This window comes from Endozoicomonas sp. Z74 (assembly GCF_057680865.1).
In genome coordinates this window covers 31,931-58,766 of sequence record NZ_JBLYZI010000012.1, presented here as the reverse complement: position 1 = coordinate 58,766, position 26,836 = coordinate 31,931, and the positions used below count along the sequence as shown (strand labels likewise).

Here is a 26,836-nt window from a genome sequence, read left to right as displayed (position 1 = left end):
ATGGGGTTGTTTGTAAACAGGTGAAGCCGGTTTGGAGGTCTTCTTGATTTCAATGAGTATTGGCGGTTCATGGTTTGCTTCAGCGACCAGGATTCAACACCTGATTATGCTGAGTCAGCGAGGTACAGGTGCTTGATGATGAATAAAGACGTTCTGGCGGTTGGCTCTGATCACAACTTTGTTCAGTGTGTTACCCGGGCTTTTGATAAACCGGGTATTCACCTGACCTGCTGTGAGGGACCTGAGGGTATTGGGGAATGGCTGCCCAATGAAGGCAATGGTGTGGCGATTCTCTGGTCCGGCCATGGTGAGGTGGGCTGTGAGGCACTGCTGAAACGCTTGCAGGAACAACACCCGGGGCTGCCAGTGGTGGTAATTTCTGCCGTTGCCGAGAAAGATCATGCAGTAAAACTGATCCGGGCGGGAGCGGCGGATTACCTGGTCTTTCCCGTTGATGAGAACGTGCTGCGTTCACGGGTTCGCCTGCTGACCGCATCAGAAGGCCGGGGGCTGAAAGAGCGGGTGATTGCCCGGGCGCCGGTAACCCGTCATGCCATTCAGCTGGCCGTCAAGGCCGCTGTAACCGATGCTTTTATCCATCTGAGCGGGGAGTCCGGTACCGGCAAAGAAGTGTTTGCCCGGCTGATCCATGACAGCTCCCGGCGATCCGATGGGCCTTTTGTTGCCGTGAACTGTGCAGCGATTCCGGAAAATATGCTGGAGTCGGTGTTGTTTGGTCATGAAAAAGGGGCCTTTACCGGAGCCGTTCGTCGTCATATTGGCAAGTTCGAGCAGGCCTCTGGTGGCACCTTGTTCCTTGATGAAGTGGCGGAAATGCCCCTGAACCAGCAGGCCAAGCTGCTCCGGGTGATACAGGAAAAAGAGCTGGAGCGGATGGGGGGCAGTGAAACGGTCAAAGTGGATATCCGGATTATCTCCGCTACCAACCGGAACCTGTCTGAACGGGTGAATGAAGGGGCGTTCCGGGAAGATCTGTTTTACCGGTTGAATATTTTTCCCCTGCACCTGGCCCCCCTCCGGCAGCGCAGGGAGGATGTTATCCCTCTGGCCCGGCACTTCCTGAAGGCCATGGATGCCCAGCCGGGTCACTCTCAGTGCGGTCAGCCTGGTCTGGAATTCAGCCATGAAGCCGTCAGGGTGCTTGAGGCCTATGACTGGCCAGGCAATATCCGGGAGCTTGAGAATGTGGTGCAGCGGGCTGCTGTTTTGCGCAGAGGCTGGGTGATCATGCCGGATGACCTGATGCTCCCGGAGGTAGAACTTGAAAAAGTGCAGGATTCGGCGGTGGCCGGTATTTCTGAAAATACCGTTGCTTCCGAAAAAGCAATGGATAAAACGACGAATGTAGTTAGCCTGGAAAGTGGTTCTGACGGGAATACCCCGTGCCAGTCCTTACCGGTGGCCAGTAAAAAACAGCGGGAATGGCAGCATATTCTGGAAGTACTCAAGCACTATGGGGGCCACCGTAGTCGATCTGCTGAGGCCCTGGGGATTACCCCCAGGATGCTCCGTTACAAGCTGGCCCAGATTCGCAATTCCGGAATTGATTCCGATGCGATAATTGCCGAAGCTGCCCAGGCGTCAAAGCATGCCAGTCTTTGATAGTAGAGAAACAGGGTGGGAAGTCAGCAGCAACCCAGTGGCAATGATCGTGGCAATAATGCCGATTCAAAATGGCCTTGAGGTAACCGGATAGTATGCACCCAATTACAGACGCAGCAGGTGTTCAGGCCAACCGGATTTCTCTGCCTGGCAAAGGGGCAGGAGAAGTGGCGGCGGCCACCCCGTCCGAGGGGCAGGCGGTCGGTAGCAAGTCGGTTGAGTTCGCTGAAGTGTTCCGTGGGGCGCTGGATGAAGTCAGTGCCCAGCAGGAAACAGCGGGTCAGATGCAGGCAGACATTGAGATGGGACTTAGCCAGGATTTGGTGGGAACCATGATTGCCAGCGAAAAGGCGTCACTCTCTTTCCAGGCGGTGGTCCAGGTCAGAAATCGAGTGGTGTCGGCCTATGAAACTGTTTTCAATATGCCGGTTTAAGGCGGATGATGTTGAGGAATAGCGTTTGAATGCTCCTGTAAAACTGGATGCCGCCGCTGCCCTTAACAAGGCAAAGGCAGGGGCTTCCAGCCTGACATCCCGCATTGGGAGTTCTATGCCGGCCTGGCTGAGGGATAACCTTGTTATCCTGCTGGCGGGTGCCGCTGTGGTGATCAGCCTGGCGGTAGTGGCAATGCTCTGGATGGGTGGTTCACAAGGCGACATGCGTCCCCTTTATGGACGACAGGAAATGTATGATGTGGCCGCAGTTATTGAAGTGCTGGACACAGAGCAGATTCCCTACCGTCTTCACCCGGTCAGCGGCCAGGTTCTGGTGCCTTCCCAGCGGATCAATCCGGCGCGCATGAGCCTGGCGGCCGCAGGAATTACCCCCAGGATGCCCAGTGGTATGGAGATGCTGACGTCTTCAGGGCCTCTGGGGCGCAGTCAGTTTGTGGAACGGAAACAGTATATTCAGGCCCTGCAGGGAGAGCTGGAGCAGACCATTGTCAGCCTGAGACAGGTTCGTTCTGCCAGGGTGCATCTGGCGATACCGGAAAGAACGGCTTTTCTACGGGATAAAGCCAGGCCGTCGGCATCGGTTTATGTGGACCTTTTTCCCGGCAGTGTGCTGGATGGCCGTCAGGTTCAGGGCATCATCAACCTGGTGACCGGCAGCCTTCCTGACCTGGAGCCGGACAGGGTCAGTGTGCTGGACCAGAACAGTAACCCCTTACAAGGTACGGACGGTTCCGATAAAGGGGCTGACCGTCAGCTGTCCTACCAGCAAAAGCTGGAACAGGAATATGTTCGTCGGCTGTCGTACCTCCTGGAGCCTCTGGTAGGGCCCGGTAACTTGCGGGTGGCGGTCAGTGCCGATATCGACTTCAGTTACCGGGAAACCAGTATTGATGATTACGACCCGGCCAGTGCATCGGTTCGAAGCGAAAGTGTTTCTGGCCTGACGGGGGCGCGCGAGGGCGCTTCAGGTATTCCCGGGGCTGCCTTTGGCAAGGAGGCGGGTGGTGCTTCTGAAGATCAGGAAGGAGGCACCGGTACCCGGGTTCGCAACTTTGAGCTGGATCATACCGTCAGTTTTCAGCGACAGGAGGCTTTTCGTCTCAAGCGGATTAATGTGGCGGTGATGCTTAATGGCAGCACTCCTGCCCTGCAGGGGGAGAAAAGTGAGCAGGTCATTGCGGCGGTAGAAGAACTCCTGAGCAATGCGGCGGGAGTGGATCTGGACCGGGGAGACCAGCTGGCCGTCAGGGCACTGCCGTTTTTCAGTGGTACCGGTTTACCGTCCGAGTCAGGAATAGGCTCTGTTGAGGAGCCTTCCGAACTGAAGATAAGCCTGATCATTGGAGGGGTAGCCGGGCTTCTGGTGATTGCCCTGGTAGCCTTTATGGTGCTCAGAAAAAGAAAAGCGACGCGGAAAGCACAAGGTGAGCAGGAACAATTATTGCTGGATTCTGCCCACAACGCGGCTCATAACAATGAAGAGGACGTGATGGTCAGCCTGCACGCTATCCATGCCGAAGCATTGGAGAAAGTGCGTGAACGGGCTGCCGCTCATCCGGAACAGGTGGCCAGTATACTGGAATGCTGGATGAAGGAGGGTGATTGATGGATACCATGGCTTCGTCGAATGTTTCTGTCGATTCAGGTGGTGTAAATAACCCGCCGGCGGCTCCCGAACGTCCCCGGGTTGAACAAGTGGCCATCGCCCTGCTGGGGTTGGGCGGGGAGCTGTCTGCCCGGATTCTGGAGCAGATGTCAGCAAAACAGGTTGCCCTGTTGCAACGGGTGATGCCCAGGGTGAGCCATGTGGTTGAGAGTGAGCTCGGTGGTGTGATGACTTCGATTCTCAGGGAGTTGGATGATGCACCCTTGAGCAGTGACCGGGCTGCCATGGACCGTACCCTGAGAAAGAGCCTGGGAGAAAAGCGGGCCAGGGAATTGCTACGCTCAAAAGATGCCGAGCGCTATGGGGCGGTGTTTGAAAAACTGCTTTCTCTGGACCCCAAGGCCGTTGCCCGCCTGGTGGCCAGTGAACACCCGCAGCTCCAGGCCATTACCCTTTCCTGTCTGGAGCCTTCTGCCAGTGCCCGGGTGCTGAAATGTTTTCCCCAGGCACGCCAGGTTGAGCTGATTCAGCGCATGGCCAGTCTTGAGTCAGTACCCACTTCTTCCCTGGACGCCATTGCCGGGTTGCTGGACAGCATGCCGACGGAGCAGGCCGAAACCTTTGCGGTGAATGGCGTTAACAAGTTGGCCGAAGTGCTCAACAGCATGGATATGGAAAGTGGCAACACCCTGCTGGATCAGCTGAGAGACCAGAATGACCAGCTGGCTGAGCGGGTGGTGTCCCAGCGGTTCACCTTTGACCATGTGCTTGGACTGGATCCGGAAGCATTGCAGTCAGTGGTTGAGGCAGCCGACAGTGAAATGCTGGCAACCGCATTGAGGGGCGTTTCCAAGAAACGACTTGAGCAGATTTATGCGGGCATGGGTAAGCGGGCTGGTAATATGCTCCGGGATGAAATTGAGTCCCGGGCCCGGGTGCGGGCCAGCCGTATTGTTGAGGCCAGGGCCGGTCTTACCGGTCTGGCACGGCAGATGGTTCAGGAAGGCCAGATAGAAGGGGCTCCTGCCTCCGAAGAAGGGGTGGGCTGATGTGATGGCTGGCAAGAACCCATCCGGTGAAGCAGAGCCTTTCACGGGAGCAGAGCCTTCCGCTGGAACAGAGATGGATGAATGGGAGCCCAGGCCTTTTCGCTTTCCGGCAGTGGCTTTTCCGGAATCGACATCAGGGTCGCAGTCACAGCCCGTCTCTGCAATCCCTTCTGAAAAGTCTTCTGAAAAGCCGCTGCAGCCTGTGCTTTTTCCCGAACCCTCTGATTCTGAGCATCGTCCGGATGAGACCGCTGAAGGCCGTGAGTCCGGCGTTTCCCTGAACACTGCCCAGCAGCAGGCAGCACTGGAAGCAATGTTTCAGAAAGGGCTTGAACAGGGGAAACAGGAAGCCATGGCTCAGCTGACCGAAACCATTCGTCAGCAAGCTTATCAGGAAGGATTGCAGCAAGGGCTTGCTGAGGCCCGGCAGGAGGGTTTGGCCCAGGGAGTGGAGCAAGGTCGGGAGCAGGGACTGCAGGCTGCCAGGGATGAAGTGAGCCAGCGAGTGGAGCTGATGACCAGCGCCGTCTCTGGTTTAAACGAGCGTCGACAGCTATTGAATGGGCAGCAGATCAAAGAAGTTGCGCTGCTGTTGGAGCGCCTGTTGGTGGAGCTGGTTCGAGTGGAGTTGAAACAGTCACCGGAACAGATCCGCCAGGTGGTTGAAACTTCAATTCAGCTGCTTAGCCGGGGAGATAATGAGCAGTTGCAACTGCGGGTTAACCCCGACGATGTTCAATGGCTTGAGCCGCTTATGGAAGAGTGGGTTGCATCTGGCGACAGTCCGGCCCGGTTAACGCCTGATACGGACATTACCCGGGGAGGTTGCCTGATTGAAGGGCTGCTTGGGGAAATGGATGCGACCGTGGAGGAGCGGGTCAGGGATTGCATTGAGCAGCTGCGCAGTTGTCTGCTGGACGTTTCTGAAGAGCGGGAACCCGTGGAAGTTTCTGCCATCCGGGAGCAGCTCCGGTCTTCCCGTGCGTCCAGTCACAAACCACCGGCTCCAGCGGGGCTGGTGACCGATTTTCAGGCCGGTGAAGCCGGGAACCAGGCGATACTATGAGCGGAATAACCGTTGATGATCTCCAGAAAAGGCTGCAGTCCGCTCAATCCGAAGTGCGGGTGTCCCCCGGTAAAGTTTACGGACGCCTCCTGCGGGTAAAGGGTCTCTGCCTTGAGGCAACGGGATGCCGTTTAAGTACCGGGCAGCAGTGCCTGGTTTGTCGGGCGGATGGCTCTACCCTGGAAGCGGAAGTGGTGGGGTTTGACGGTGACCGTCTGTTTCTGATGCCCCTGGATGAACCGGTGAACCTGAGCAGTGGAGACCGGGTGATTCCCGTTTATAAAAATCATCGTATTCCCGTGGGTGAGGGTTTGCTGGGCCGGGTTGTAGACGGTGTCTGTCGTCCACTGGATGGTCTTGGCAACCTTGAGACCTGCGATACTGTTCCCCCTGAAGGCACCTCCATCAACCCCCTGAATCGTCGCCCGATCAGAGAACCTCTGAATGTGGGCATCCGGGCCATTAACAGTCTGCTGACGGTGGGTAAAGGCCAGAGGCTGGGGTTGTTTGCCGGCAGCGGGGTGGGTAAAAGCGTCCTGCTGGGCATGATGACCCGCTATACCAGTGCCTCAATTACCGTGGTGGGTCTGGTGGGGGAGCGTGGCCGTGAAGTACGGGAATTCATTGAACACAGTCTTGGGGATGAAGGACGCCGCCGGGCTGTGGTGGTCGCCGCTCCTGCAGACAGCTCGCCCATCATGCGCCTGCGCGCTTCTCGTCTTTGTCATCGTATTGCCGAATATTTCCGTGATCAGGGCCATGATGTCCTGTTATTGATGGATTCACTGACCCGCTTTGCCCAGGCCCAGCGGGAAATAGCCCTGGCGGTGGGGGAGCCTCCCGCCACCAAGGGGTATCCGCCTTCTGTCTTCAGTTTGTTGCCCACACTGGTGGAGCGGGCTGGTAATGGTGAGCACCCCCAGGGCTCAATGACCGCTTTTTATACGGTGCTGTCTGAAGGGGATGATCAGCAGGACCCCATTGCTGACGCCGCCAGAGCGATTCTGGATGGGCATTTTGTGCTGAGCCGTGAGCTGGCGGAGTCCGGCCATTATCCGGCCATCAGCATTGAGCAGTCGGTCAGCCGGGTGATGACCCAGATTACCGATGACCATCATCAACAACTGGCCCGGCAGTTCCGGCAGACTCTGGCCTGTTACAACAAAAACAGTGAGCTGCTGGCACTGGGCGCCTACCGTAAAGGAACCGATCCGACCATAGACCGCGCCATTGCCATGTATCCGGCCATGTCCGCCCTGTTGCAGCAGGGCGTCTCTGAAGCGGCGGATTTTGAACACTCTCTGGCACGGTTGAAGGCGCTCTGGCCTGAGGGGAGTAGCAGGTCATGAGAAAAAAACGACAGCTTTCCCGTTTACAGGCATTGCGGGAAATGCAGTGTCAAAGTGCCCGGCAGCATCTTACGGAAGAGCAGAGCCGGTTGCAGTTGGAAGAGCAACGTCTGGATCTGCTGGAAAACTGCCAGCAGAACTATGCCTGGCTGGAAGGCCGACAGGCCAGTGGCCTGATGCTGTGCAGTGCGCAGATGATGGCGGAAAATATCGAGCGGGCGGTCAGGCACCAGCGCCAGCAGGTGGCGGTGCAGGAATCCCAGTGTCGTTCAGCCCAGTCCGATTATGTTCAGGAAAAGCTGCAGCTTCGAACCGCCGAAACGTTACTGGCCAGTCATCAGCGGGTTCTGGATAGTCGGGAAGAGCGGCAGGAGCAGAAGCGACTGGATGAGCTCTCTTCAACCCGCTGGAGGTCTGCTTCAGAGCGGGCTTGATAGAATGGGCCTGACCGGCATCATGCCGTGATTTCAAGGGCGGGCTGGTGGGTGTTCCTGGACTGGCCGCTGGAAGAATAAGTCACCACCTCTTTTTCTCTGAGGTTCAATCGTTTCAACGTCCTGTTGACCGTTTCCTGTTGCAGTTTCAGAGTCTGGCCATTGACCTGGTTAATGGCTTTGCACTCCCGGACCTGTTCCTGCAGTTTTTTCCAGTCTTTCAGGATTTCCTGGTGTCTGCTTGCTTCCAGGGTCTTGCCGAGTCGGCTGAGAAACGTATCCATCCCTGATTCTGTGTTGGTCAGCCCCAGTTCGGCCAGACTGGCGGAACGATTTTTCCGGTTTTCCCGGGCTTTCAGCAGCAGTGAGGTGATGTCGCCAGCCAGTTGGGTCAGCGCCGGTGTGTTTCTGGAGCGCAGCTGAACCTGTTGTTCAGTCAGGAGCTGGTGCAGGGACTGATAAACGTCCATATCCAGATAAATAGTGTTGATAACCGTTTGCTCGGACATGCTTTTTTCAGTGGTCAAATTCTGTGTTTAAGGAGTGTCATCAAAAAGAGTCAGTTCAAAGTCCAGCATTTTCTGGGCCAGTTTTTCATAATCCATGGACATTTCACCCTCGGCAATGGCCTGTTTGATGCGGTCGACTTTTTCCAGGTCCACATCGTCGGCGCTGAGGGCTGTCGCTTCTGCCTGGGCGAGCGTGGAAGCGGTATTGCTGATGGACAGCGAGGCTTCAGGCTGGCTCTCCTGGGCAGGGCGTTCAGCTTTCTTCTGCGTAATAGAGTGCAGCAGTGGTGAACGGTTAACATCGGTAATAGTGGTCATGACGACGCCTCTTTGGCCTGTGTCTTCTGTCTGAAAGAATACGGCAGTGGATAAAAAATATTAAACAGCCTGGGCAAAAAAAACGGTAAAAAAAACAGCGCTTTTCTATCTCTCCTCCCATGTCGGTATAGCGTATAGGGATACTGGCAGAGTTTGCCGGTTTCCGCGAGGAAGTTCTTTACCATACCTTTACTTCCCCATTTCCGGAAACCGTGCCCCGGACCACTTTGCCACTGGACAGGTTTTTTACCCGGATCTGTTCGTTCAGGGCCCCGTTTTCCAGGGCTTCCCCGGGCATGCTGACGGTCAGGGCGTTGCTGTTGGCGATCAGGGCAATCCGGTCGCCCCGGTGAATCACTTCTGCTGCCTGGACCATTGACGGAGTGAGTATTTTTCCAGTGGTTACCGACCTTCTGGCTTCAGTATTGACGATCTGGTCCAGGGAGTGAAGGTAACCCCGGTGCAGCTGGCTGATGTCCTCCTCCCGGAACTCCACATCTTCAGGGAGCAATTTTTTCCCCCGAGCCAGTGGATGGCGGCTGACCAGCACGCTGGCGTATAGACGGATGTTTCCCTTCATATACAGCGACCACTGTCTGGGTTTAAGACATTTGACTTTTATTCGCTGGGGGCCCGCTTCAAATCCACTCATAAAGGTGATCTTTAAGGGTTCCTGGCAGGACTGGCGGGCCAGTGGTTCGGGAAGAGGGTTAAGGCTGATTTCAAAGCGTTTGCTGTCCACGGTATCCGCCAGTTGAGAGGCCCTGGTATTGAGGGCGGACTCAACGGTCTGAAGCAGTTCGCTTTCGACACTTTCAACTCTTTTGTTAATGATTGCTGTGTTGTCAGCACCGGACACTTGCCCGCACAGGAGCAGCCCTGCCAGCAGTTGGATGATCCAATGATGGCAGACCAGTGTCTGATGTTTTGGAAAATACCGAGGAAAAATGTTTCCGCCCTCTCTCTTTCTATGGCCGGGCTGAAGAGCCGACCGGAAGGTTCATGGCTGATGGGGGAATAAAAGTCATGCTTCACTAAGCGGACTGTTTCCATCATAGCAAGATTATAAAGGCTGCCTATTGCGTGCTTTGTCATGTTTGTCATGAAAGTCCGCAGTTTTCAGGATGCCGGTTATGGAATAAAACAATGAAACCGTGGCTTATGGTGGCTTATGGTGTTAGTTGCAGGCAGTTTTGATGTTTTGGCATACAGCTTGCATTCATCCAGTTTGACGCGTTCAGGCACAGGATGGCCCAGACATTCTTTTTATAAAGTGCATTTATAAAGTGTTTTTAGAAGGTGCTGTTTTTCTGAGGTAGAGATGGCCATAACGTTTGAAAATGCCCTGGGTATTCTGCCCCATACCCTCCATTACCGGGCAGAAAGGGCGGAAGTGATTTCAGGCAATATTGCCAATGTGGATACGCCGGGTTTCCAGGCGAAAGATCTCGATTTTAATGCAGTGCTGGATCAGCAACAGGCCCTGGCCAATGTGCAGACCCGCCTGGAACAGACCCGGTCCGGGCATCTGTCATTGCCGGGAAAGAATGACTTTGGCGAGCTGCACCAGGGCGCCGTTCATGAGCGTGAGGGTGACCGTGAAGGGGCGGATGGAAACTCAGTGGAACTGGGTGTCGAGCAGGCGGCGTTTATGCGCAACAGCATGGAGTTTCAAACCAGTCTCACATTTCTGAATATGAAACTGAAAGGACTGCGCCTTGCCATTACCGGGCAGTAAAGCCGTTTACTGATGGTTATTAATGATCAAAAGGTTTTAAGAAATTATTCATGTCCCTGAGCAGTATTTACGATATCGCCGGTTCCAGTATGGCGGCACAGACACTCCGGTTGAATACCGTTGCCAGTAATATGGCCAATGCCGAAACCGCTGCAGGCAGTGCCGATGGGGCCTATAAAGCCCGTCGTCCGGTATTTGCCGAGGTGATTCAGAGTGTGGGTGATCAGGCGGCAGGACAGGTGGAAGTGTCCGAGGTGGTGAACAGTACCGCCGAGCCGTTAATGCGGTATGAGCCGGACAATCCCCTGGCCAATGAGGAAGGCAATGTCTTCTATCCCGACATCAATATGGTGGAAGAGATGGCCGATATGATGAGTGCCACCCGCAGCTATCAGACCAGTGTTGAAATGATGAGTAACGCCCGTCGTATGCATGAGCGTCTTCTGAGCCTGGGGCAATAAGGGTGTCTGCTTTGGTTTTATTCCGTCCGTTTTTTATAACTCTGGTGCTGGCCAGCTCAATGGTATCCGCCGGGCAGCCAGCGGTTTCCGCTACCAGCAACCTGGACAGTGATGCGTTCATGCAGATGCTGATGACCCAGCTGCAGTACCAGGACCCTTCGGCCCCCATGGACAATGCCCAGATGGTGTCCCAGTTGTCGGACATGACCATGATGCAGCAAAACGGAGAGCTGGTGGAAGCACTCAAGGGATTGAAAGACCAGATGTATCAATCCCAGGGATTGTATGCCTCAAACCTGGTGGGTAAGGAAGTGATGGTGATGGCCAACCTGTTTGTGGTGAAGGGAGGCGTGTTTCCGGAAGGGGAAGTTCTGTTGAACCAGGCGACAAAAGCCCTGCGAATAGAGGTATACGGTGGCAAAAGTGGCCCGGATACAGCGGATCCTCTGGCGGTGCTTGACCTTGGTGAGCAGACAGAGTCCGGAAAAGTGCCTTATGACCTGGGCAGCCTGAAGACGAAGCCTGGGGATGGCACTTACATGATGTATGCCTTTGCCCGCTTCGATGGCCATGACGTTGAGCAGACCCTGACCCAGCGCAGCATGGTCAAGAGTGTGGTGATTCCCGGTAACGGCCAGGATGTCCTGGTGGATGCCCAGGGTATCGGTCTGGTGCCGCTTTATTCCCTGACGGAGTTCAAGGGGGATTACATTGTGGACTCTCAAGCGGCCGGGCAGGGGGGCGGCCAGGATCCTTTTGCCGCGCTGGCGGGGCAGATGAAAAAGGTGGTTCGCAAGGGGGAAAGCTGGACAGTCAACCCTCTGTTCAAGCAGATCAGCCAGCGGGCCAGTCGGCGTACCATGCCGGTCTCCCGTCGTTCAGCCATGTTCAGGACGCTGCCCTGAGGATGGGTACCATCCCTCTGCCCTGACAGTGATTTAAGAGGGGTTGAAGAAGTTTTGGAGTATTTTTCATGTCAATGAATACCGGTATCAGCGGCCTCAATGCGGCCAGTGAAAGCCTCGGGGTGATCAGTAACAACATCGCCAATGCCAATACCGTGGGCTACAAGTCCATGAAAGCCCAGTTTGCCGACGTTTACTCTGAGAGCACTGGGGTAGGCGGGGTGTATGTATCGGATATAGAGACCAACTTTGCCGAGGGTAATACCCTTTACACCACCAGCGCCACCGACCTGGCCATCGATGGTGATGGCTTTTTTATTATGCAGGACGTGAGTGGCCAGCATTATTACACCCGGGCGGGCAATTTCACTGCGGACAAAGACGGCTTTCTGGTCAACGACCAGGGGCAGACTGTCATGGGGTATGGTTCAGACGACAGTGGCAACGCCATCGAGGGACCGTTAAAGCCTCTGTCAGTTGATAAGGCGGACCTGCCAGCCCAGGCAACGGATTCTGCGGCGATCAAAGCCAACCTGGATGCCCGTTCTGAGGTGATTGATCGCACCGCAACGGATTTTGACCCGGAAAACCCCAAGAGTTACCACAGCACCACCACTTCCACCCTCTACGACAGCCTGGGCAATCAGCAGCAGGTGAAGGCCTATTACACCAAAACCAGCGAAAATCAGTGGGAGGTTCGCTATGAGGTGGATGGCCAGCCGGTGAAAACCGGAAGCGAAGATTATGTGGCCACCCTGAATTTTGACACCAGCGGACAATTGGTGAGCAGTTCAGACAACAGTGGTCAGGCTCATGGGGGAGCCGGTCTGTTCACTCTTCCGGGGCTGAATTTTAACAATGGCTCCGAACCCATGGCGCTGGCTATGGATATCTCGGGCATCAGCCAGTACGGCAACAGTTTCTCTGTGGCCAGCAACACCAGCAACGGCTATATGGCGGGGACTTTTAACGGCGTCTCCATTGGCAAAGACGGGGCGGTAGTGGCCTCTTACTCCAACGGTCAGAGTGATATCCAGGGTTATGTGGCGCTGGCCAGCTTTCCCAGTACGGCAGGCCTGGAATCCGCGGGCAATACCAGCTGGGTGGAATCACCGGAATCCGGGGCTCCCATGATCGGCATGGCGGGCAGCGGCATTTTCGGGAAGCTCTCAAGCAGCGCTCTTGAAAACTCCAATGTCAATATGAGCGCAGAGCTGGTGGATATGATTGTGGCCCAGAGTACCTATCAGGCGAACACCAAAACCATTTCCACCTTTAACGAAAACACCCAGTACCTGCTGAATACCTTCTGATTATGGATACGGCACTCTTTACTGCACTCAGCGGGGCAACCCGGGCAATGGAAGCCCAGCAGGTTCATGCCAATAACCTGGCCAATATCAATACCGACGGGTTTCGGGCGGATTACCTGAACGCCGTCGCCAGGGAGCCGGAAAGCGGGGGTTCTCCAGACAGTGGGCCACTGGTGGCGGACAGTCAGCCCTGGTCCGGGCTGAATAATGGCACATTATCCATGACCGGCCGCAGCCTTGATCTGGCCATTGAAGGGGAGGGCTGGTTTACGGTTCTCGATGGCCAGGGGAATGAAGCGTTTACCCGTGCCGGAGGCCTGCATGTGGACAGCAATGGCGTTTTGCGCACCGCCCGGGGATTGATGGTGGTGGGTGAGGGAGGGCCGGTGACTCTGCCGGAATACGACAGTTTACTGGTAGGCAGCGATGGTCGGCTGTCCGTCAAGGTCAGTGGCACGGCAGACAGCCAGGTGGCCCAGGTGGATCGGCTGAAACTGGTCAATCCGGAGCCCGCCGATCTTCACAAGGGGGCTGATGGACTGTTCCGCCTGAAGAACGGCAGTGCAGTGGATGCCAGTGAGGAGGTCAGTGTGGTTTCCGGCTATCTGGAAGGCAGTAATGTGAATGCTGTCCAGGAGATGGTGGCGCTGACGGACCTGAGCCGGAATTTTGAGATTCAATTGAAAATGATGCGTGCCACGGCCCAGATGGATGAGGCCGGCAATGAACTGCTGCGCGGGTAATTCACTGCAGCTGGTTGTGCCTGAGCGTAGGTTGAGTTGAGCCTTGCGAAGCGCAACACAAAACCGCTCAGCTAAACCTGTAGGCCGGTTTGTTGCGCTTCACTTCGTTCAACGCAACCTGTGCCCTGCAAACACGACATCAGATTTAAAGAGAGAGCAGAATTAATGAACCCAACGTTATGGACCGGCCAGACCGGTCTGACCGCCCAGGACAAACAGCTGAATGCCATTTCCAATAACCTGGCCAACGTCAATACCGTTGGTTTCAAGCGGGACCGGGTGGTATTTGAGGACCTGTTCTATCAGGTACAGCGCCAGCCCGGTGCCGATAATACCGAAGGCAATGAGGTGCCCAACGGCATTCAATTGGGGACCGGTGTCCGTGTGGCAGGTACCCAGAAAGTATTCACCCAGGGTTCCAGTCAGACCACTTCGGATCAGCTGGACCTGGCCATTGAAGGGCAGGGCTTTTTCCAGGTAGAGCAGCCCGATGGAACCATGGCCTATACCCGCAATGGCCAGTTTCATTTGAACTCCAGTGGCCAGATGGTCACGGCCAATGGTTTCCCCTTGGAACCGGCCATTGAGGTTCCGGAAGACGCCATGTCGCTGTCCATTGGCGCCGATGGCGTGGTCAGTGCCACCATTGCTGGGGATCCTATGCCTCGGGAGCTGGGGCAGATCAATCTGGCAAATTTCGTCAATCCGGCCGGGTTGCGGGCACTGGGCTCCAACCTGTTTGCCGAAACCGCTTCCAGCGGCCAGCCGGTTGAGTCCATTCCAGGAGAAGACGGCGTGGGTTCTGTCAGGCAGTTTGCCCTGGAATCCTCCAACGTCAATATGGTGGAAGAGATGGTTAACATGATTGCCGCCCAGCGGGGTTATGAAATGAATGCCAAGGTGATCTCTGCCGCTGATCAGATGATGCAGTTTGCCAACCAGACGCTCTAAGGCGGAGCTCAAAGCAGGAAGTAGTAGACATGATTCGTATTCTGCTGGCCACGGCCGCCATTTTCCTTACCGGCTGCGCTTCCCAGAAGCCTGCCGACCCTGTGGACTGGACGCCCCCACCCCTGGTGGATAACCCTCCCCCCCAGGTAGTAGACGGCAGTCTTTTTAATGCGGCCTACAGCACCAGTCTGTTTGAAGACCGCATGGCGTACCGGGTGGGGGATATCCTGACCATTTATCTGGATGAACAGACCAAGTCAGTGAAGTCTTCCGGTACCAGCATGAATAAGGGAACCAGCCTGAACTTTCCCGGGCCGGTGGTTCTGGGGAAACAGATGGAAGACTCCTCCCTGGCCATTGACCGGAAATTTGCCGGGGATGGCGCCAGCTCTCAGCAGAACATGCTGGATGGCTCCATTACCGTGTCGGTGGTTGAGGTTCTGCCTAATGGGGCGTTGAAAGTCCGTGGTGAGAAATGGATCACCCTCAATCAGGGGGATGAATATATCCGCCTGGGCGGTATCTTGCGGCCGGAAGACATTACGCCGGACAACACCGTATCCTCCCAGCGCCTGGCCAATGCCCGAATTGTTTATTCCGGTGAAGGGCCGCTGGCGGACGCCAATAAACCCGGGTGGCTGACCCGGTTCTTTAACAGCCCGGCCATGCCGTTCTGACCGGTGAATGTATGATGAAGTCGCTTTTTACCACAAGGGATTGCAATCGCGTATGCAGGAAAGCTTTCCATCGTAAAGCCATCCATGGTCTTGTTTTGCTGCTGGTGATGCTGGCAGCTCTTCCTGTGTCGGTGACCGCTGAAGCCAAGTCCCGGCGGTTGCTGGATATGGTGGATGTGCTCGGGGTGCGGGGCAACCAGCTGGTGGGTTATGGGTTGGTTGTGGGGTTGAATGGCACCGGTGACAAAACCCGGCAGACCCAGTTCACCGGGCAGTCCATGAAAAACATGTTGCGCCAGCTGGGAATTCAGCTGCCTAACGACGCCAACCCGAATTTGAAAAACATTGCCGCCGTTTCCGTGACGGCCACTATCCCTGCCTTTGCTGCAGTGGGGCAGCGAGTTGATGTAACGGTGTCGTCCATCGGGGACGCTAAGAGCCTGCAGGGAGGAACTCTGTTGCTGTCACAGCTGAAGGGGGCCGATGGCAGAGTCTATGCCCTGGCCCAGGGGAACCTGGTCGTGACGGGGATTAATGCCTCCGGCAATGACGGTTCCAGCATTACCGTGAATATCCCCACGGCGGCAAGAATCCCCAACGGTGCGACCATTGAGCGAACCATTCCCAGTGGCTTTGCCACCAGAAGCCATATCATGCTCAACCTGAGAAATCCCAGCTTCACCAGCGCAGGGAATATCGTCAAGGCCATTAACGGCAAGTTTGGCCCGGGCATCGCTGAAGCTGAAAACGGCGTGACGGTGCGAGTCAGGGCTCCGGCAGATCCCAGCCAGCGGGTGGCCTATATGTCGGTTCTGGAAAGAATGCGGGTGGACGAAGGGGAAACCATGGCCAAAGTGATTATTAACAGCCGCACAGGCACCGTGGTCATGAATGAGTTTGTGCGTGTCAAGGCGGCAGCGGTCAGCCATGGCAACCTGGTGGTCACTATTCGTGAGGACGCCGCTGTCAGCCAGCCTGGAGCGTTCTCCAATGGAAAAACGACGGTGGTGCCAGACAGCAATATTCTGGTGGATCAGGGGGACAAGCATCTGTTTATGGTTCCCGAAGGCAGCTCTTTGCAGGATGTGGTCAATGCCATTAATGCGGTTGGGGCCACACCGTCGGACCTGATGGCCGTGTTGCAGGCCCTGGACCAGGCCGGTGCCCTGGAAGCGGAACTGGTGGTGATTTGATGGATAAGGTAGCACTGTTTCAATTGCAATCCACAGGGGTGTCAGCCTCTCTGCCTGCCAGGGTGAAAACCAACGGTGAGGTGAGTGGTACAGAAAGGGGTGAGGCGAGCCGACTGAAGGAAGCTGCCATGGACTTTGAGGCCATGATGATTGAGCAGATGCTCAAAAGCATGCGCCAGGCGGATGAAGTGCTGTCGGAGGACAGTCTGGTGAGCTCCCGGGAGCAGGGTTTCTGGCAGGAGTGGCAGGATTCCCGCCTCGCCCTGGACATGTCCAGAACCCAGGGGATTGGCCTGGCAGAGCAGATCGTCCGGCAGGTTGAGCGCCAGCAGGGAGGGGATCAATGAACCTTCCGAACAAGAAAATTTAATTTCAGGCAACAATTGCCGTTTTCCTGATGACTGACTGCCGTCCGGATAAAGATTAGCTGAGATACTATGAACATGATTGCCAACGGGGTAGCGGGGATGACGGTCGCCTCTACCTCTCTCATGATAGCCAGTAAGAACATTGCCAACGCTTCTGTGCCAGGGTATTCCCGTCAGCAGGCGGTATACGGCACGGCTCCGGGTGGCAGCGTCTACGTCAGCGATATAGAGCGCATAAGCGACACTTTTTATGTGTCTCAGCAGCAGGCTGCCAGCAGCGCCCTGGGGTATGCCACCGCTTATGCCAGCCAGGCCACCCAGCTGGAAAGTCTGATCAGTGGTGAGTCCTCCGGCTTGTCGCCCTCCATCAATGGTTTTTTTGGATCTCTTAAAGCGGCTCAGGTGGACCCCATGGCCTCGGCTTATCGCCAGGAAGTGCTGTCCAGTGCTGACAGTCTGGCGGCCCGTTACAACAGTCTGGCGGGGGACATGGATCGACAGCTTGATGATGTTAACCAGCAGATGGCGGTCATGACTGAAGATGCCAATGGCCTGCTGGAATCGGTGGCCAGCCTCAACAGTGAAATTCTCAAGGCAGAAGCCTCCGGTGCCGAAACGGCGGACTTGCTGGATCAGCGTGACCGGGCCATTCAGCAGTTGTCGGAGCTGGTGGGTGTGGACGTGGTGTACCAGCCCAATAATACTGTTGACCTGCTCCTGCCCAATGGTGAGCCTCTGGTGGTGAACGGGAACAGCCATCAGCTCAAGCTGGTGGATGGTTCACCGGATGCCCGGATGAAAACCCTGGCGGTGGATAACGGGGTTCACACCAAACCGGTTCAGGAGATCGGTGGTGGGCTGCAGGGGCAGATGGACTTCCGGGATGAGGTGCTGGTGCCTGCCCGGGAAGAGCTGCAGCTCTGGGGAGAGACCATGGCATCGGAGATGAATGATGTGCTGGCCAAAGGGTACGACCTTGAGGGTAATCCAGGGCAGCCATTGTTTGAATTCACCCTGGAAGGTGAACTGAAGGTGGTGATGGATGACCCCGGTGCCCTGGCCTTTTCCAGTCAACCGGATGAACCGGGCAATAATGAAAACCTGCTAGCGCTCAGTGAGCTGCAGAACCAGGGGGTAATGGCCGGGAAGACCCTGAATGAGGCCTGGAACGGCCTGGTCACCGGGGTGGCCGGAAAAAACAGCGCCGCCGTCAGTCGATATGAGGCCAGCTCGGGGCTTTATCAGGAAGCAGCCAGTCGTGTGGCCAGTGTTTCCGGGGTCAATATGGATGAGGAAGCGGCCAGCCTGATGGTGTTTCAGCAGGCCTATTCCGCCAATGCCAAGGTGATTGCTGCAGCGGACGAGATGTTTGCTTCAGTCCTGTCCCTCTGATCAGTTTTTAATTCCGGAGAAAACCATGCGCGTCAGCACCCAGCAGCTTTCCAGCACCATGCAGTACCACATGTCGTCTACCACCTCGTCCATGAATCGGACGTTGATGCAGTTGAACAGTGGCAAGGCGATCCTCAAGCCTTCGGATGACACGCTGGCCTCCCTCCAGATCATGGGGCTGGAGGACCAGAATGCGCGCCTGGACGCCTACACCAAAAACATCCATTCGGCCAGAAACACACTGGATATGACGGAATCGGTTCTGGGCAATATGAACGATGCCCTGAACCGGGCCCGTGACCTGGTATTGGCGATTGGAGGGCTGCCGGTTCAGGAAGGGGGGCAAAACCAGGACATTGCCGCCTATGCCCAGGAGCTCTCCGCGCTGGTGGAAGAACTGGCGGACATGGGGAACACCCGCAGTGCCACCGGGGAGTATATTTTTGCTGGAACCGGTGGTGACCAACCGGCAGTGGCGCTGGATGAAGCCACGGGAGATTACCAGCTCCAGGGGGGGGAGGTGCGTGAAGCCCAGATCAGTGATGCCCAGTCGGTGGAGCTGGGTGTAGCACTGAAAGATGTGCTGGGCAGTGATGACGACAATATCCTGAATGCCCTCTCTCAGTTTGTCGAGGTAGCCACCGACCCGAATGTGACTGAGCCTCAAATGGACGCCGCCATTGCCGGAGCGCTGGAGGCCATTGATGGGGCCATGGACCGGGTCAACCAGTCCCTCACCGGGGTGGGGGCGTCTCTGAACAGCCTGAAAATGGCTGAGGACAGCCAGTCAGACCGGAAAACCTTTAACGAAACCATGCAGGGTGGCCTGGAGAATGTGGATGTTGCCCGGGCTACGATGAATTTTGCCATGGAGCAGCAACAGTTGATGGCCAGCCAGAAGGCTTATTCCATGGTGAACAGCACGTCTCTGTTTGATTACGTATAGGAGACGTTAGTGGAAATCCGCAGGGGCTTTATGCGCTTTGGTGCTTGACACATGGGGGTTAAATCACCAAAATGCGCACCAGCTTTCGGCGGCTAGGTAGCTCAGTTGGTTAGAGCACAGCACTCATAATGCTGGGGTCGGCAGTTCGAATCTGCCCCTAGCTACCAGCTAACTCAAGCGTTTGACTGTTGGAAATGGTCCGGGTTAGCATCGAAAGCGTCTTCGGAACGATTGCGTTCCTTTTACTGGGGTGTCGCCAAGCGGTAAGGCATCAGGTTTTGATCCTGACATGCGGGGGTTCGAATCCCTCCACCCCAGCCATTTACTCCTTGTTGGATTTGCAGCTGGCACGTTTTTTGGTTGACAGCATGAAATGAAATCCAGACAATGAGCATCGTTTTGTGGCTAGGTAGCTCAGTTGGTTAGAGCACAGCACTCATAATGCTGGGGTCGGCAGTTCGAATCTGCCCCTAGCTACCACATTAACGGTAAAACACCATTGGGGTGTCGCCAAGCGGTAAGGCATCAGGTTTTGATCCTGACATGCGGGGGTTCGAATCCCTCCACCCCAGCCATTTTCAAACCTCCCGACGTTTCTGAAACGCGGGAGGTTTTTTTATGTCCAGGGATGGACGGTATCCCGAGAATGCCTGGAGCAATTCTCGGGGTATGGCCATGGATGGCCTGTATGCTGGCAACGCAGGGAGCGGTTGCCAGTATATGGAAGGGATGTATTGTATCCTGGAAATGCACGACCACATGGATGTGGGAGCTAGTACCCATAGGGCATAAAAGTGACGCAGGATGGCAAAGCCGTGGAGCGATTTCCAGGGTATGACATGGATGACCTGTACCCACTCAATGCCTGATGACAGGCTATGACTCCGGCAAATGCCTCATCAGAAAGTCCCGGGTGTTTTCCCCCATTACCTTGCGTATTTCTGTTTCCGTAAAGCCCTGGTGAAGCATCTGCTCCGTCAGGACGGCCAGTTCTGAAACATCGAACCGGGTTCGAACGCTGCCGTCAAAGTCAGAGCCCAGAGCCACATGGTTTTCTCCAAGCAGGTCGATGGCGTATCGGAGCGTCTTGACAATGCCCTCCGGAGAATGATCACAGACCGCGGCTTCCCAGAAACCGATGCCGATCAGTCCGCCTTTGTCCGCTATCCGTTTCATCAGTGCATCAGAAATATTCCGTGGGCTGTCGCAGGTTCCCTGAAGACCGGTATGGGAGATCACCACAGGCCTTTTTGCCAGTTTCAATACTTCGTCCACCACGGATTCGGAGGAGTGGGCCAGGTCCACGATGATGTTTCGCTTTTCCATTTCTGCCAGCGCCTGTCGACCAAACAGGCTTAACCGGGAACCACTGACACCATGGAGTGAGCCGCCCAGCTTGTTGTCAAAGAAGTGGTGGAGCCCGATCATTCTGTATCCTGCGTCGTATAATCCCTGGATATTGGCCAGCTTTCCGTCCAGGGCATGAGCGCCTTCTATGGCTAGAAGCCCGCCAATCAGCGGGTTACCTTTCTGCCGGGCGGTCAGAACTGTGGTCAGGTCCTGGCGGTTTTTGATGATTTTCAGCTGCTTCGGTTGCTGTTTCTCAATCCGGGCCAGTTTGTCTGCCTGGTATAAAGCCCGTTGATAAAGGCTCTGCCAGGTTCGAGGAGGCCATGCCTGTATCATGGCCAGCAAAGTAATGGTGTCCCTGGCGGTGCTGGAGTTCCGGTTTACGTTCTGCCCCTGAGGGGATTTTGTCACTGCAGAAAATACCTGAATGGCCACATTGCCTTCCTGCAGACGGGGCAAGTCCACATGGCCGTAGTTGGAGTGTTGCGTCAGGTCGCGATCCCACAGCAGGCTGTCGCTGTGCAGGTCGGCAATCACCAGCTGGTTATGCAGGTCCTGTGATGCCTTGTCGATGGTGTAGGGTGGGTGTGAGTTGACCTGGTTTCTGCCTTTCTCAATGGCGGTAGGGGCAAAGAAGAGGGTGAGCCCCAGAGCAACAAGAATAAAGGTCGAGGCGATAGAAGCGATTTTGATCGGGGTTTTAAAAGGCGAATGCCTGGGTGTGGAGTTCATGGTAGGAGGCCTTTTATACGACGAGCTCTTATTAATACCTCCCATTCTGCCACAGGCGCGTGGCTATTGCAGGTGATCCAGGGGCAGGGCTGTTTTCCGGATGGGCTGGCGCAGTACAAAACTGGAGTGAACTCCGGTTACGCCCTTGATCCGGGTGATTTTATTCAGCAGAAAGTCCTGGTAGTAGGTCATATCCGGCACCATGACCTTAAGCATGTAGTCTGCGGACTGTCCGGTGATCAGGGTGCATTCCACCACTTCATCATACTGGTCAATGGTGCTTTCAAAGTGTTCGAAACGCTCCGGCGTATGCTGGTCCATGCTGATGTGAATCAGCACGGTCAGTTTCAGCCCCAGCTTTTCCGGGTTCAACAGGGTGACCCGGTGGGTGATCAGCTCCAGCTCCTCAAGATGCCTGACTCTTCTCAGGCAGGGTGAGGGGGTCAGCCCTATCCGGTCGGCAAGGTCCTGGTTGCTGATATTGGCGTCTTTTTGCAGTTCCTGGAGGATGCGGATGTCGTAGCGATCCAGCTTCATAAAATATTCTGCTAGTCTGTCTGAATTTGTTGGTGGATTATTGCTGAAATATGCCGTTAAGGCCATTATTTCGCAATCTTTTTCTACACCGGTTTGCATATACTTTCCCTGTCGCCAAAAGTGATGGACAGGCATCCAGGCCACAAGCGGAAGATGCGGTGAGTGGGATTCCCAACCAGGAATACCGGCCAGGCAAACCCAAAAGGTTTGAGGAAGAAGGAACAGGAAACTGTGCATGAACAGGTTGAAAAGAGCTTATTGACTGGCTAGGTGATATGAGCTCTGAATGGTTCTGAAACCGCTGATTGTCTGGGGAGACGGTCAGCGGTTTTGTTATTGCGGGTGTTTACTTATAAAAGGCTGCTCTCTATTTTCCGCTATTCGGTTTATTATTACGCTCTTGCTTTGAAGCTTTTCCAATTTCCTTTCTGAAGAAGTACACGGACTCACCTTGGATACGGCCCTGACCCTTGATTTTGTGCTCATGTTGTTTGCGGTGGCCACGGCTGCCGGTTTTGTGGACTCTATTGCCGGTGGCGGGGGGCTGATCACGATTCCGGCGTTGCTGGCGGTGGGGGTCCCCCCGGTTCAGGCCCTGGCCACCAATAAACTTCAGTCCTGTGGCGGGGCGTTTTCGGCCAGTTACTATTTTGTTTCCAGGGGAGCCGTGAAGCTGCGGAATATTCGCCTGGCGATTATGATGACTTTTGTGGGCAGTGTGCTCGGCACCTTGCTGGTGCAGGAAGTTGACGCCAGTGTTCTGGAGCGGGTTATTCCCTTCCTGATGATCGGGATTGTGCTCTATTTTGTGTTTTCTCCCAGGCTGAGTAACGACGACTCCCGGCAGGCGATTTCCCTGACGGTATTTTCCTGTACGGCGGCGGTAGTCATCGGGTTTTATGATGGCTTTTTCGGGCCGGGCACCGGGTCATTCTTTACCGTCGCTTTTGTCAGCCTGCTGGGTTTTTCCATTACCAGGGCTACGGCGCACACCAAGGTGCTGAACGCAACCAGTAATCTGGCATCCCTGCTGTTTTTTATTCTGGGCGGGCATGTTATCTGGGCTGTTGGGCTGGTGATGATGGCCGGGCAGATCATTGGCGCCAGGTTGGGCTCAAGAATGGTGCTGAGCCGTGGGCAGTCCCTGATTCGGCCAATGATCGTCTGTGTGTCCATGGTCATGACAGTGAAACTGCTCTGGAGTCATTATGGGCATTTATTGCAGTAACGGAGAGCTTTAATGGATGCAGGCTGGTATGGCTGGCTCGCAGGCGCTTCACATTTAGTGATGATTGTCGGCTTTGCCATTATGGTCATTATGACCCGCAGGCCGGTGGGGGTTTCCCTGGCGTGGCTGGTGTTGTTATTTGCCCTGCCGGTTGCCGGTTTTCTGTTGTATCTGCTGTTTGGCTCTCCCCGGCTGGGAACACGACGGATGAATCGTATCCGGGCGCTGTATCCGGACTATACCCAGTGGTATGAGCACCTCTCCCGGGTGATTGCCGATAATGAGCCAGGCTCCTGCGTGCCTCCTGCCCATGGCGGTTTGTTTGAGCTGGCTGAAAACAACATGAGTGTACCGCTGCTGCCCGGTAATCACCTGGAGCTGTTTCATGATTGCCAGGCCATTATTGATGGCCTTCTCCGTGATATTGAGGGGGCCCGGCAAAGCCTGCTGATTGAGTTTTATATCTGGGAACCCCAGGGGCGGGTGAAAGAGATTGCTGAGGCGGTGATACGGGCCGCGCGGCGAGGGGTTGACTGCATTGTGATGCTGGATAATGTGGGCAGCCGCTCCTTTCTGAATGGGATCTGGGCCCGGCGTTTTCGTCAGGAAGGCATCAGCGTGACCGCTTCCATGCCGGTGGGGCCACTGGGGATTCTGGTGGAGCGCATCGATATTCGTAACCACCGGAAGATTCTGGTGGTGGATGATCAGGTGGCCTGGACGGGCAGTTTTAACCTGGTTGACCCTGTGTTTTTCAAACAGGATGCCCAGGTGGGTCAGTGGGTGGATGCAGTGGTGCGCATTGAGGGTGTGGCTTCTCATGTGCTGGGGGCTATTATCCAGTGGGACCGGGCCCTGGAAACCGGAAAAGGTCATCCGTCGTTTAATCGGCAGTATGAGTATCCCGCTTTTGAGGCGCGCCAACCGGGAGGTGCCTGTATCCATGTGCTGCCCTCGGGACCGGATGTGGATCGTGAGTTGTTGCATCAGATGCTGCTGGCGGCCATTTATGAAAGTCGCGATGAACTGTTGATCAGCACCCCTTACTTTGTTCCGGATGAGGCATTATTGACGGCATTAAAGTCCGCGGCCATGAGAGGGGTGGATGTGCAACTGCTGGTCCCTGAGAAGAATGACTCAAGAATGGTGTACCATGCCAGTCGTTCCTATTACCAGGAGCTGCTACAGGCCGGTGTCCGCATACTGCAGTTCAGGGGGGGGCTGCTGCACACCAAGTGCGTGCTGGTGGATAGAGCAACAGTGTTGTTTGGTACCGTAAACCTGGATATGCGCAGTGTCTGGCTGAATTATGAGTTGACCCTGATTGTCTACGATGCTGACTTTGGTGAACGGATTTCCGTGCTGCTGGAAACCTATATGGCCGATGCGGATGAAGTGGATGTGGATGCTTGGGAACGGCGTCCTTTCATGCAGAAGCTGCAGGAAAATACCCTGCAGTTGCTCAGCCCTCTCTTATGAAGAAGGAGAGCATGAAGGCGGAGTATTTTATTGACGGCGACCGCAGCGAAGGTTGGCGGGCACAGCGATATCCATCAATCCGGGCTTTGGCAGGTTCAGGTTGTTCATCAAAGCGATGTACTCTTTTTTACCGGTCACCTGCAGTCGTGGATTGTGGGCTTTTTCTTCGCCAATGGTGCTGACTGTCCACCCTCGATAGTCGTGGCCAGGATAGACCAGGGTGTCGTCCGGCAGGGATAAAAGCCGGGTGAAAATACTCAGGTATTGTTGGCCTGCGTCCCCTTCTTGAAAATCGGTTCTTCCGGTTCCCCTGATCAGCAGCGTGTCCCCACTGAATAGCCACTTTTCACTTTTATGCTGGTAAAGATAGCAATAGGAATCCGGGGTATGCCCGGGTGTGGCTATCGCCATCAACTGGTGCTGGCCAAACTTTATTTCCTCGTTGTCGTTTACTTGGTGGCTGACGCCTTTGGCCTGGGTCCCTTTGCCCTGAATAATCCCACAGCCGGTGGTCTCTGAAAGTGATGAGGACCCCGTAATATGGTCAGCATGAGTGTGGGTATCCAGTGTTGCCGTCAGGTTCAGGTTCAGCTCTTCCAATAATTGCAGGTAAGCCGGAACTTGATCATTCACCGGGTCAATGATTACCGCAGCCCGGGTGCAGGAATCGGCCAGCAGATAGCTGTAGGTAGAGCTGGTGTGATCAATAAGTTGCCTGAACATCATGGGGAAATCACTCTGGCAGTGAATATGACTGTGTTTTGAGCATTTATATGGCAAAAAATTGCGCAATTTTCCAGTTTACGTGAAATCACTGATAGGGTTGCCAGGCTGCATATGAAATAAAGGCGCCTGATCATCTTCACCATCAGCACTTTCACCACGGGCATTTTTACAACCAGCTTTCACGATAAAAACGTGCAGGCTCGCCCTGAATTGACAATAGGGGACTTGTTTTGCCAAAGACGTTAAAAGCTTCGGACATCATGGCAACGGGCCTGATGACGTTTGCCCTGTTTCTGGGGGCCGGGAATATTATTTTTCCTCCATTTCTTGGCTATATGGCGGGCTCTGAACTGACCGTGGCCATTATGGGGTTCCTGCTAACCGGTGTAGGCTTGCCACTGCTGGGGGTAATTGCCTGTGCCAGGGTGGGGGGTGGCCTGGATAAGCTGACGGCTATTTTCCCCCGAAAGATGGCGCTGCTGTTTGCGGTTGTCCTTTTTCTCGCTATTGGTCCTCTGTTTGCCGCTCCCAGAACGGCTGTGGTCTCCTATGAACTGGGGCTCATGCCGTTTCTTGGCCAGGCATCCCCTTTGTCGCTGGTAATCTTCTCTACTGGTTTCTTTGCGACAGCGCTCTACCTTGCTCTCTTTCCGGGAAAGCTGCTGGGAACGGTGGGGAAGTTCATTACCCCCCTGCTGGTTCTGGTGCTGGCTTTGATTGCAGTGGGTGCTATTTTTTACCCCCAGGGCCCGGAAGGTCCGGCCACCGAGGCCATGCTCAATCAGGGCTTTTTTAATGGCTTCCGTGAGGGGTATCAGACCATGGACACCCTGGGGGCTCTGGTATTTGGTGTGGTGATAATTAATGCCATTCATAGCAGGGGGATCACAGATCGACGACAGGTTGCCCGCTATACCTTTATTGCCGGTTTGATTGCTGCAACCGGACTGTCACTGGTCTATCTGGTACTGGGGTATATTGGTGCCACCAGTCATCAGTTGATAGCGGCTCCGGAAAACGGTGCCCAGATCATCAGCCTGTTCGTGGCGGCGGTTTTTGGTTCCTGGGGCAAGGTCTTGCTCGGTGCTACAGTTGCTCTGGCCTGTCTGACGACTGCGGTAGGGCTGTTAAGCGCCTGTGGGGAGTATTTCTCGAAAGTGTTTCCCGTGATGAGTTACCGGTCCTGGGTAGTGCTCTGTGCCCTGGTCAGTGCCCTGGTAGCCAATATGGGCCTTAATACGTTACTGGCGGTGACGATTCCAGCTCTGCTGATTATTTACCCGGTGGCGATTGCCCTGATCACGGTTTCTCTGCTTCGCAACTGCTTTTCTGACCCCAGCCGGGTAATGGTGTTTGTACTGGTGCCGGTAGGGCTGATCAGCCTGGTTGAGGGGCTGTATGCCGCCGGACTTGGATTCGTCAAGCCGGGTTATGACTTGCTTACCCTGTTTCCCCTTCAGGCAGAAGGCCTGGTGTGGCTTCTGCCCGGTATACTTGCGGGTGTGCTGGGCGCTCTTTCCGGTGGCCCCTCAAATGGCACTGCGGAATTTGTGAAGCAGTGAGTCTGAGGCGTAGAAAGACGATAAAACCACTCTTTATTCAACATACATGTAGTATAAGAACAACCGTTTGCACCGCCTTCATTGGATGAAGGCGGTGCAAACGGTTTTGAAGGGAAAATGCTGGAA

General features: G+C 55.2%; 28 protein-coding genes and 4 tRNA genes. 26 read left to right on the top strand and 6 right to left on the bottom strand.

Going from position 1 to position 26,836, the window contains the following annotated elements; translation table 11 throughout:
- Positions 1–138 precede the first annotated feature (138 nt).
- The 7 genes from ACNRUY_RS05585 to ACNRUY_RS05555 all read left to right on the top strand — a co-directional run bounded on the left by ACNRUY_RS05585 (position 139) and on the right by ACNRUY_RS05555 (position 7,582).
- Positions 139–1,623, top strand: a complete 1,485-nt coding sequence (locus tag ACNRUY_RS05585; RefSeq protein ID WP_488110652.1) for a sigma-54-dependent Fis family transcriptional regulator — start codon at positions 139–141, stop codon at positions 1,621–1,623.
- Positions 1,624–1,718: 95 nt separating this feature from the next.
- Complete coding sequence (gene fliE, locus ACNRUY_RS05580) at positions 1,719–2,057, top strand: flagellar hook-basal body complex protein FliE (protein WP_488110651.1); 339 nt, start codon at positions 1,719–1,721, stop codon at positions 2,055–2,057.
- A 25-nt stretch (positions 2,058–2,082) separates the two neighbouring features.
- Positions 2,083–3,684: a flagellar basal-body MS-ring/collar protein FliF gene (gene fliF / locus ACNRUY_RS05575; protein WP_488110650.1), complete on the top strand. Its 1,602-nt coding sequence runs from the start codon at positions 2,083–2,085 to the stop codon at positions 3,682–3,684.
- Positions 3,684–4,733: a FliG C-terminal domain-containing protein gene (locus tag ACNRUY_RS05570; protein ID WP_488110649.1), complete on the top strand. Its 1,050-nt coding sequence runs from the start codon at positions 3,684–3,686 to the stop codon at positions 4,731–4,733. Before fliF ends, ACNRUY_RS05570 begins: the two co-directional genes overlap by 1 nt.
- Before the next feature lie 4 nt (positions 4,734–4,737).
- Complete coding sequence (locus ACNRUY_RS05565; protein WP_488110676.1) at positions 4,738–5,799, top strand: FliH/SctL family protein; 1,062 nt, start codon at positions 4,738–4,740, stop codon at positions 5,797–5,799.
- Positions 5,796–7,148, top strand: a complete 1,353-nt coding sequence (fliI, locus tag ACNRUY_RS05560; RefSeq protein WP_488110648.1) for a flagellar protein export ATPase FliI — start codon at positions 5,796–5,798, stop codon at positions 7,146–7,148. Before ACNRUY_RS05565 ends, fliI begins: the two co-directional genes overlap by 4 nt.
- The gene (locus tag ACNRUY_RS05555) at positions 7,145–7,582 is read left to right on the top strand and encodes a flagellar FliJ family protein (RefSeq protein ID WP_488110647.1); all 438 of its coding nucleotides are present in this window, start codon (positions 7,145–7,147) and stop codon (positions 7,580–7,582) included. The genes fliI and ACNRUY_RS05555 overlap by 4 nt, the downstream gene beginning before the upstream one ends.
- Positions 7,583–7,602: 20 nt before the next feature.
- On the opposite strand, the gene ACNRUY_RS05550 is transcribed toward ACNRUY_RS05555, so the two are convergent.
- The 3 genes from ACNRUY_RS05550 to flgA all read right to left on the bottom strand — a co-directional run bounded on the left by ACNRUY_RS05550 (position 7,603) and on the right by flgA (position 9,268).
- Positions 7,603–8,091 carry a flagella synthesis protein FlgN gene (locus tag ACNRUY_RS05550; RefSeq protein ID WP_488110646.1) on the bottom strand — a complete coding sequence of 163 codons (489 nt, stop codon included), beginning with the start codon at positions 8,089–8,091 and terminating at the stop codon, positions 7,603–7,605.
- Between the two features lie 27 nt (positions 8,092–8,118).
- Positions 8,119–8,409, bottom strand: coding sequence for a flagellar biosynthesis anti-sigma factor FlgM (gene flgM / locus ACNRUY_RS05545; protein ID WP_488110645.1), 291 nt, complete (start codon positions 8,407–8,409; stop codon positions 8,119–8,121).
- Positions 8,410–8,587: 178 nt separating this feature from the next.
- The gene (gene flgA, locus ACNRUY_RS05540; protein WP_488110644.1) at positions 8,588–9,268 is read right to left on the bottom strand and encodes a flagellar basal body P-ring formation chaperone FlgA; all 681 of its coding nucleotides are present in this window, start codon (positions 9,266–9,268) and stop codon (positions 8,588–8,590) included.
- A 462-nt stretch (positions 9,269–9,730) separates the two neighbouring features.
- On the opposite strand from flgA, the gene flgB reads away from it, so the two are divergent.
- The 16 genes from flgB to ACNRUY_RS05460 all read left to right on the top strand — a co-directional run bounded on the left by flgB (position 9,731) and on the right by ACNRUY_RS05460 (position 19,888).
- A complete protein-coding gene (gene flgB, locus ACNRUY_RS05535; protein WP_488110643.1) occupies positions 9,731–10,147 on the top strand; it encodes a flagellar basal body rod protein FlgB in 417 nt (138 codons plus the stop codon).
- Between the two features lie 50 nt (positions 10,148–10,197).
- A complete protein-coding gene (gene flgC / locus ACNRUY_RS05530; protein ID WP_488110642.1) occupies positions 10,198–10,608 on the top strand; it encodes a flagellar basal body rod protein FlgC in 411 nt (136 codons plus the stop codon).
- A gap of 2 nt (positions 10,609–10,610) precedes the next feature.
- Positions 10,611–11,513: a flagellar hook assembly protein FlgD gene (locus ACNRUY_RS05525; RefSeq protein ID WP_488110641.1), complete on the top strand. Its 903-nt coding sequence runs from the start codon at positions 10,611–10,613 to the stop codon at positions 11,511–11,513.
- Between the two features lie 68 nt (positions 11,514–11,581).
- The gene (gene flgE, locus ACNRUY_RS05520) at positions 11,582–12,826 is read left to right on the top strand and encodes a flagellar hook protein FlgE (RefSeq protein ID WP_488110640.1); all 1,245 of its coding nucleotides are present in this window, start codon (positions 11,582–11,584) and stop codon (positions 12,824–12,826) included.
- Between the two features lie 2 nt (positions 12,827–12,828).
- Positions 12,829–13,569 (top strand): flagellar basal body rod protein FlgF, encoded by a 741-nt coding sequence (locus tag ACNRUY_RS05515; RefSeq protein WP_488110639.1) that lies wholly within the window; start codon positions 12,829–12,831, stop codon positions 13,567–13,569.
- Positions 13,570–13,734: 165 nt separating this feature from the next.
- Entirely contained in the window at positions 13,735–14,520 is a 786-nt protein-coding gene (flgG, locus tag ACNRUY_RS05510) for a flagellar basal-body rod protein FlgG (protein WP_488110638.1), read from the top strand.
- Between the two features lie 29 nt (positions 14,521–14,549).
- A complete protein-coding gene (flgH, locus tag ACNRUY_RS05505; RefSeq protein WP_488110637.1) occupies positions 14,550–15,197 on the top strand; it encodes a flagellar basal body L-ring protein FlgH in 648 nt (215 codons plus the stop codon).
- 11 nt (positions 15,198–15,208) lie between these two features.
- Complete coding sequence (locus tag ACNRUY_RS05500; RefSeq protein WP_488110636.1) at positions 15,209–16,390, top strand: flagellar basal body P-ring protein FlgI; 1,182 nt, start codon at positions 15,209–15,211, stop codon at positions 16,388–16,390.
- Positions 16,390–16,737 (top strand): rod-binding protein, encoded by a 348-nt coding sequence (locus ACNRUY_RS05495; protein WP_488110635.1) that lies wholly within the window; start codon positions 16,390–16,392, stop codon positions 16,735–16,737. The genes ACNRUY_RS05500 and ACNRUY_RS05495 overlap by 1 nt, the downstream gene beginning before the upstream one ends.
- A 90-nt stretch (positions 16,738–16,827) precedes the next feature.
- Positions 16,828–18,150 carry a flagellar hook-associated protein FlgK gene (flgK, locus tag ACNRUY_RS05490; protein WP_488110634.1) on the top strand — a complete coding sequence of 441 codons (1,323 nt, stop codon included), beginning with the start codon at positions 16,828–16,830 and terminating at the stop codon, positions 18,148–18,150.
- A 25-nt stretch (positions 18,151–18,175) separates the two neighbouring features.
- Positions 18,176–19,096, top strand: a complete 921-nt coding sequence (flgL, locus tag ACNRUY_RS05485) for a flagellar hook-associated protein FlgL (RefSeq protein ID WP_488110633.1) — start codon at positions 18,176–18,178, stop codon at positions 19,094–19,096.
- Positions 19,097–19,186: 90 nt separating this feature from the next.
- A tRNA-Met gene (locus ACNRUY_RS05480) sits at positions 19,187–19,263 on the top strand.
- Positions 19,264–19,342: 79 nt separating this feature from the next.
- A tRNA-Gln gene (locus ACNRUY_RS05475) sits at positions 19,343–19,417 on the top strand.
- Between the two features lie 82 nt (positions 19,418–19,499).
- A tRNA-Met gene (locus tag ACNRUY_RS05470) sits at positions 19,500–19,576 on the top strand.
- A 20-nt stretch (positions 19,577–19,596) separates the two neighbouring features.
- Positions 19,597–19,671 (top strand) — tRNA-Gln (locus ACNRUY_RS05465).
- 43 nt (positions 19,672–19,714) lie between these two features.
- Positions 19,715–19,888: a hypothetical protein gene (locus ACNRUY_RS05460; protein WP_488110632.1), complete on the top strand. Its 174-nt coding sequence runs from the start codon at positions 19,715–19,717 to the stop codon at positions 19,886–19,888.
- An 84-nt stretch (positions 19,889–19,972) separates the two neighbouring features.
- On the opposite strand, the gene ACNRUY_RS05455 is transcribed toward ACNRUY_RS05460, so the two are convergent.
- Both ACNRUY_RS05455 and ACNRUY_RS05450 read right to left on the bottom strand, forming a co-directional pair.
- The gene (locus ACNRUY_RS05455; RefSeq protein WP_488110631.1) at positions 19,973–21,178 is read right to left on the bottom strand and encodes a dipeptidase; all 1,206 of its coding nucleotides are present in this window, start codon (positions 21,176–21,178) and stop codon (positions 19,973–19,975) included.
- A 63-nt stretch (positions 21,179–21,241) separates the two neighbouring features.
- Positions 21,242–21,781 carry an Lrp/AsnC family transcriptional regulator gene (locus ACNRUY_RS05450; protein ID WP_488110675.1) on the bottom strand — a complete coding sequence of 180 codons (540 nt, stop codon included), beginning with the start codon at positions 21,779–21,781 and terminating at the stop codon, positions 21,242–21,244.
- Between the two features lie 385 nt (positions 21,782–22,166).
- Between ACNRUY_RS05450 and ACNRUY_RS05445 the strand changes: the two genes are divergently transcribed.
- On the top strand, positions 22,167–22,943 hold the full coding sequence (locus ACNRUY_RS05445; protein ID WP_488110630.1) for a TSUP family transporter: 777 nt from the start codon (positions 22,167–22,169) through the stop codon (positions 22,941–22,943).
- Between the two features lie 12 nt (positions 22,944–22,955).
- Positions 22,956–24,422: a cardiolipin synthase gene (gene cls, locus ACNRUY_RS05440; protein WP_488110629.1), complete on the top strand. Its 1,467-nt coding sequence runs from the start codon at positions 22,956–22,958 to the stop codon at positions 24,420–24,422.
- Between the two features lie 27 nt (positions 24,423–24,449).
- Here the strand turns inward: cls and ACNRUY_RS05435 are convergent, their stop codons facing one another.
- Entirely contained in the window at positions 24,450–25,148 is a 699-nt protein-coding gene (locus tag ACNRUY_RS05435; RefSeq protein WP_488110628.1) for an MBL fold metallo-hydrolase, read from the bottom strand.
- Positions 25,149–25,378: 230 nt separating this feature from the next.
- Here ACNRUY_RS05435 and brnQ point away from each other — a divergent pair, with 230 nt between their 5' ends.
- Positions 25,379–26,710 carry a branched-chain amino acid transport system II carrier protein gene (brnQ, locus tag ACNRUY_RS05430; protein WP_488110627.1) on the top strand — a complete coding sequence of 444 codons (1,332 nt, stop codon included), beginning with the start codon at positions 25,379–25,381 and terminating at the stop codon, positions 26,708–26,710.
- Positions 26,711–26,836: the final 126 nt, after the last annotated feature.

Bases quoted from the DNA above. Each gene is read 5' to 3' on its own strand.
- ACNRUY_RS05585 (WP_488110652.1), top strand. From the start codon at position 139: ATGAATAAAGACGTTCTGGCGGTTGGCTCTGATCACAACTTTGTTCAG.
- fliE (WP_488110651.1), top strand. From the start codon at position 1,719: ATGCACCCAATTACAGACGCAGCAGGTGTTCAGGCCAACCGGATTTCT.
- ACNRUY_RS05570 (WP_488110649.1), top strand. From the start codon at position 3,684: ATGGATACCATGGCTTCGTCGAATGTTTCTGTCGATTCAGGTGGTGTA.
- ACNRUY_RS05565 (WP_488110676.1), top strand. From the start codon at position 4,738: ATGGCTGGCAAGAACCCATCCGGTGAAGCAGAGCCTTTCACGGGAGCA.
- fliI (WP_488110648.1), top strand. From the start codon at position 5,796: ATGAGCGGAATAACCGTTGATGATCTCCAGAAAAGGCTGCAGTCCGCT.
- ACNRUY_RS05555 (WP_488110647.1), top strand. From the start codon at position 7,145: ATGAGAAAAAAACGACAGCTTTCCCGTTTACAGGCATTGCGGGAAATG.
- ACNRUY_RS05550 (WP_488110646.1), bottom strand. From the start codon at position 8,091: ATGTCCGAGCAAACGGTTATCAACACTATTTATCTGGATATGGACGTT.
- flgM (WP_488110645.1), bottom strand. From the start codon at position 8,409: ATGACCACTATTACCGATGTTAACCGTTCACCACTGCTGCACTCTATT.
- flgB (WP_488110643.1), top strand. From the start codon at position 9,731: ATGGCCATAACGTTTGAAAATGCCCTGGGTATTCTGCCCCATACCCTC.
- flgC (WP_488110642.1), top strand. From the start codon at position 10,198: ATGTCCCTGAGCAGTATTTACGATATCGCCGGTTCCAGTATGGCGGCA.
- flgE (WP_488110640.1), top strand. From the start codon at position 11,582: ATGTCAATGAATACCGGTATCAGCGGCCTCAATGCGGCCAGTGAAAGC.
- ACNRUY_RS05515 (WP_488110639.1), top strand. From the start codon at position 12,829: ATGGATACGGCACTCTTTACTGCACTCAGCGGGGCAACCCGGGCAATG.
- flgG (WP_488110638.1), top strand. From the start codon at position 13,735: ATGAACCCAACGTTATGGACCGGCCAGACCGGTCTGACCGCCCAGGAC.
- flgH (WP_488110637.1), top strand. From the start codon at position 14,550: ATGATTCGTATTCTGCTGGCCACGGCCGCCATTTTCCTTACCGGCTGC.
- ACNRUY_RS05500 (WP_488110636.1), top strand. From the start codon at position 15,209: ATGATGAAGTCGCTTTTTACCACAAGGGATTGCAATCGCGTATGCAGG.
- ACNRUY_RS05495 (WP_488110635.1), top strand. From the start codon at position 16,390: ATGGATAAGGTAGCACTGTTTCAATTGCAATCCACAGGGGTGTCAGCC.
- flgK (WP_488110634.1), top strand. From the start codon at position 16,828: ATGAACATGATTGCCAACGGGGTAGCGGGGATGACGGTCGCCTCTACC.
- flgL (WP_488110633.1), top strand. From the start codon at position 18,176: ATGCGCGTCAGCACCCAGCAGCTTTCCAGCACCATGCAGTACCACATG.
- ACNRUY_RS05460 (WP_488110632.1), top strand. From the start codon at position 19,715: ATGTCCAGGGATGGACGGTATCCCGAGAATGCCTGGAGCAATTCTCGG.
- ACNRUY_RS05455 (WP_488110631.1), bottom strand. From the start codon at position 21,178: ATGAACTCCACACCCAGGCATTCGCCTTTTAAAACCCCGATCAAAATC.
- ACNRUY_RS05450 (WP_488110675.1), bottom strand. From the start codon at position 21,781: ATGGCCTTAACGGCATATTTCAGCAATAATCCACCAACAAATTCAGAC.
- cls (WP_488110629.1), top strand. From the start codon at position 22,956: ATGGATGCAGGCTGGTATGGCTGGCTCGCAGGCGCTTCACATTTAGTG.
- ACNRUY_RS05435 (WP_488110628.1), bottom strand. From the start codon at position 25,148: ATGATGTTCAGGCAACTTATTGATCACACCAGCTCTACCTACAGCTAT.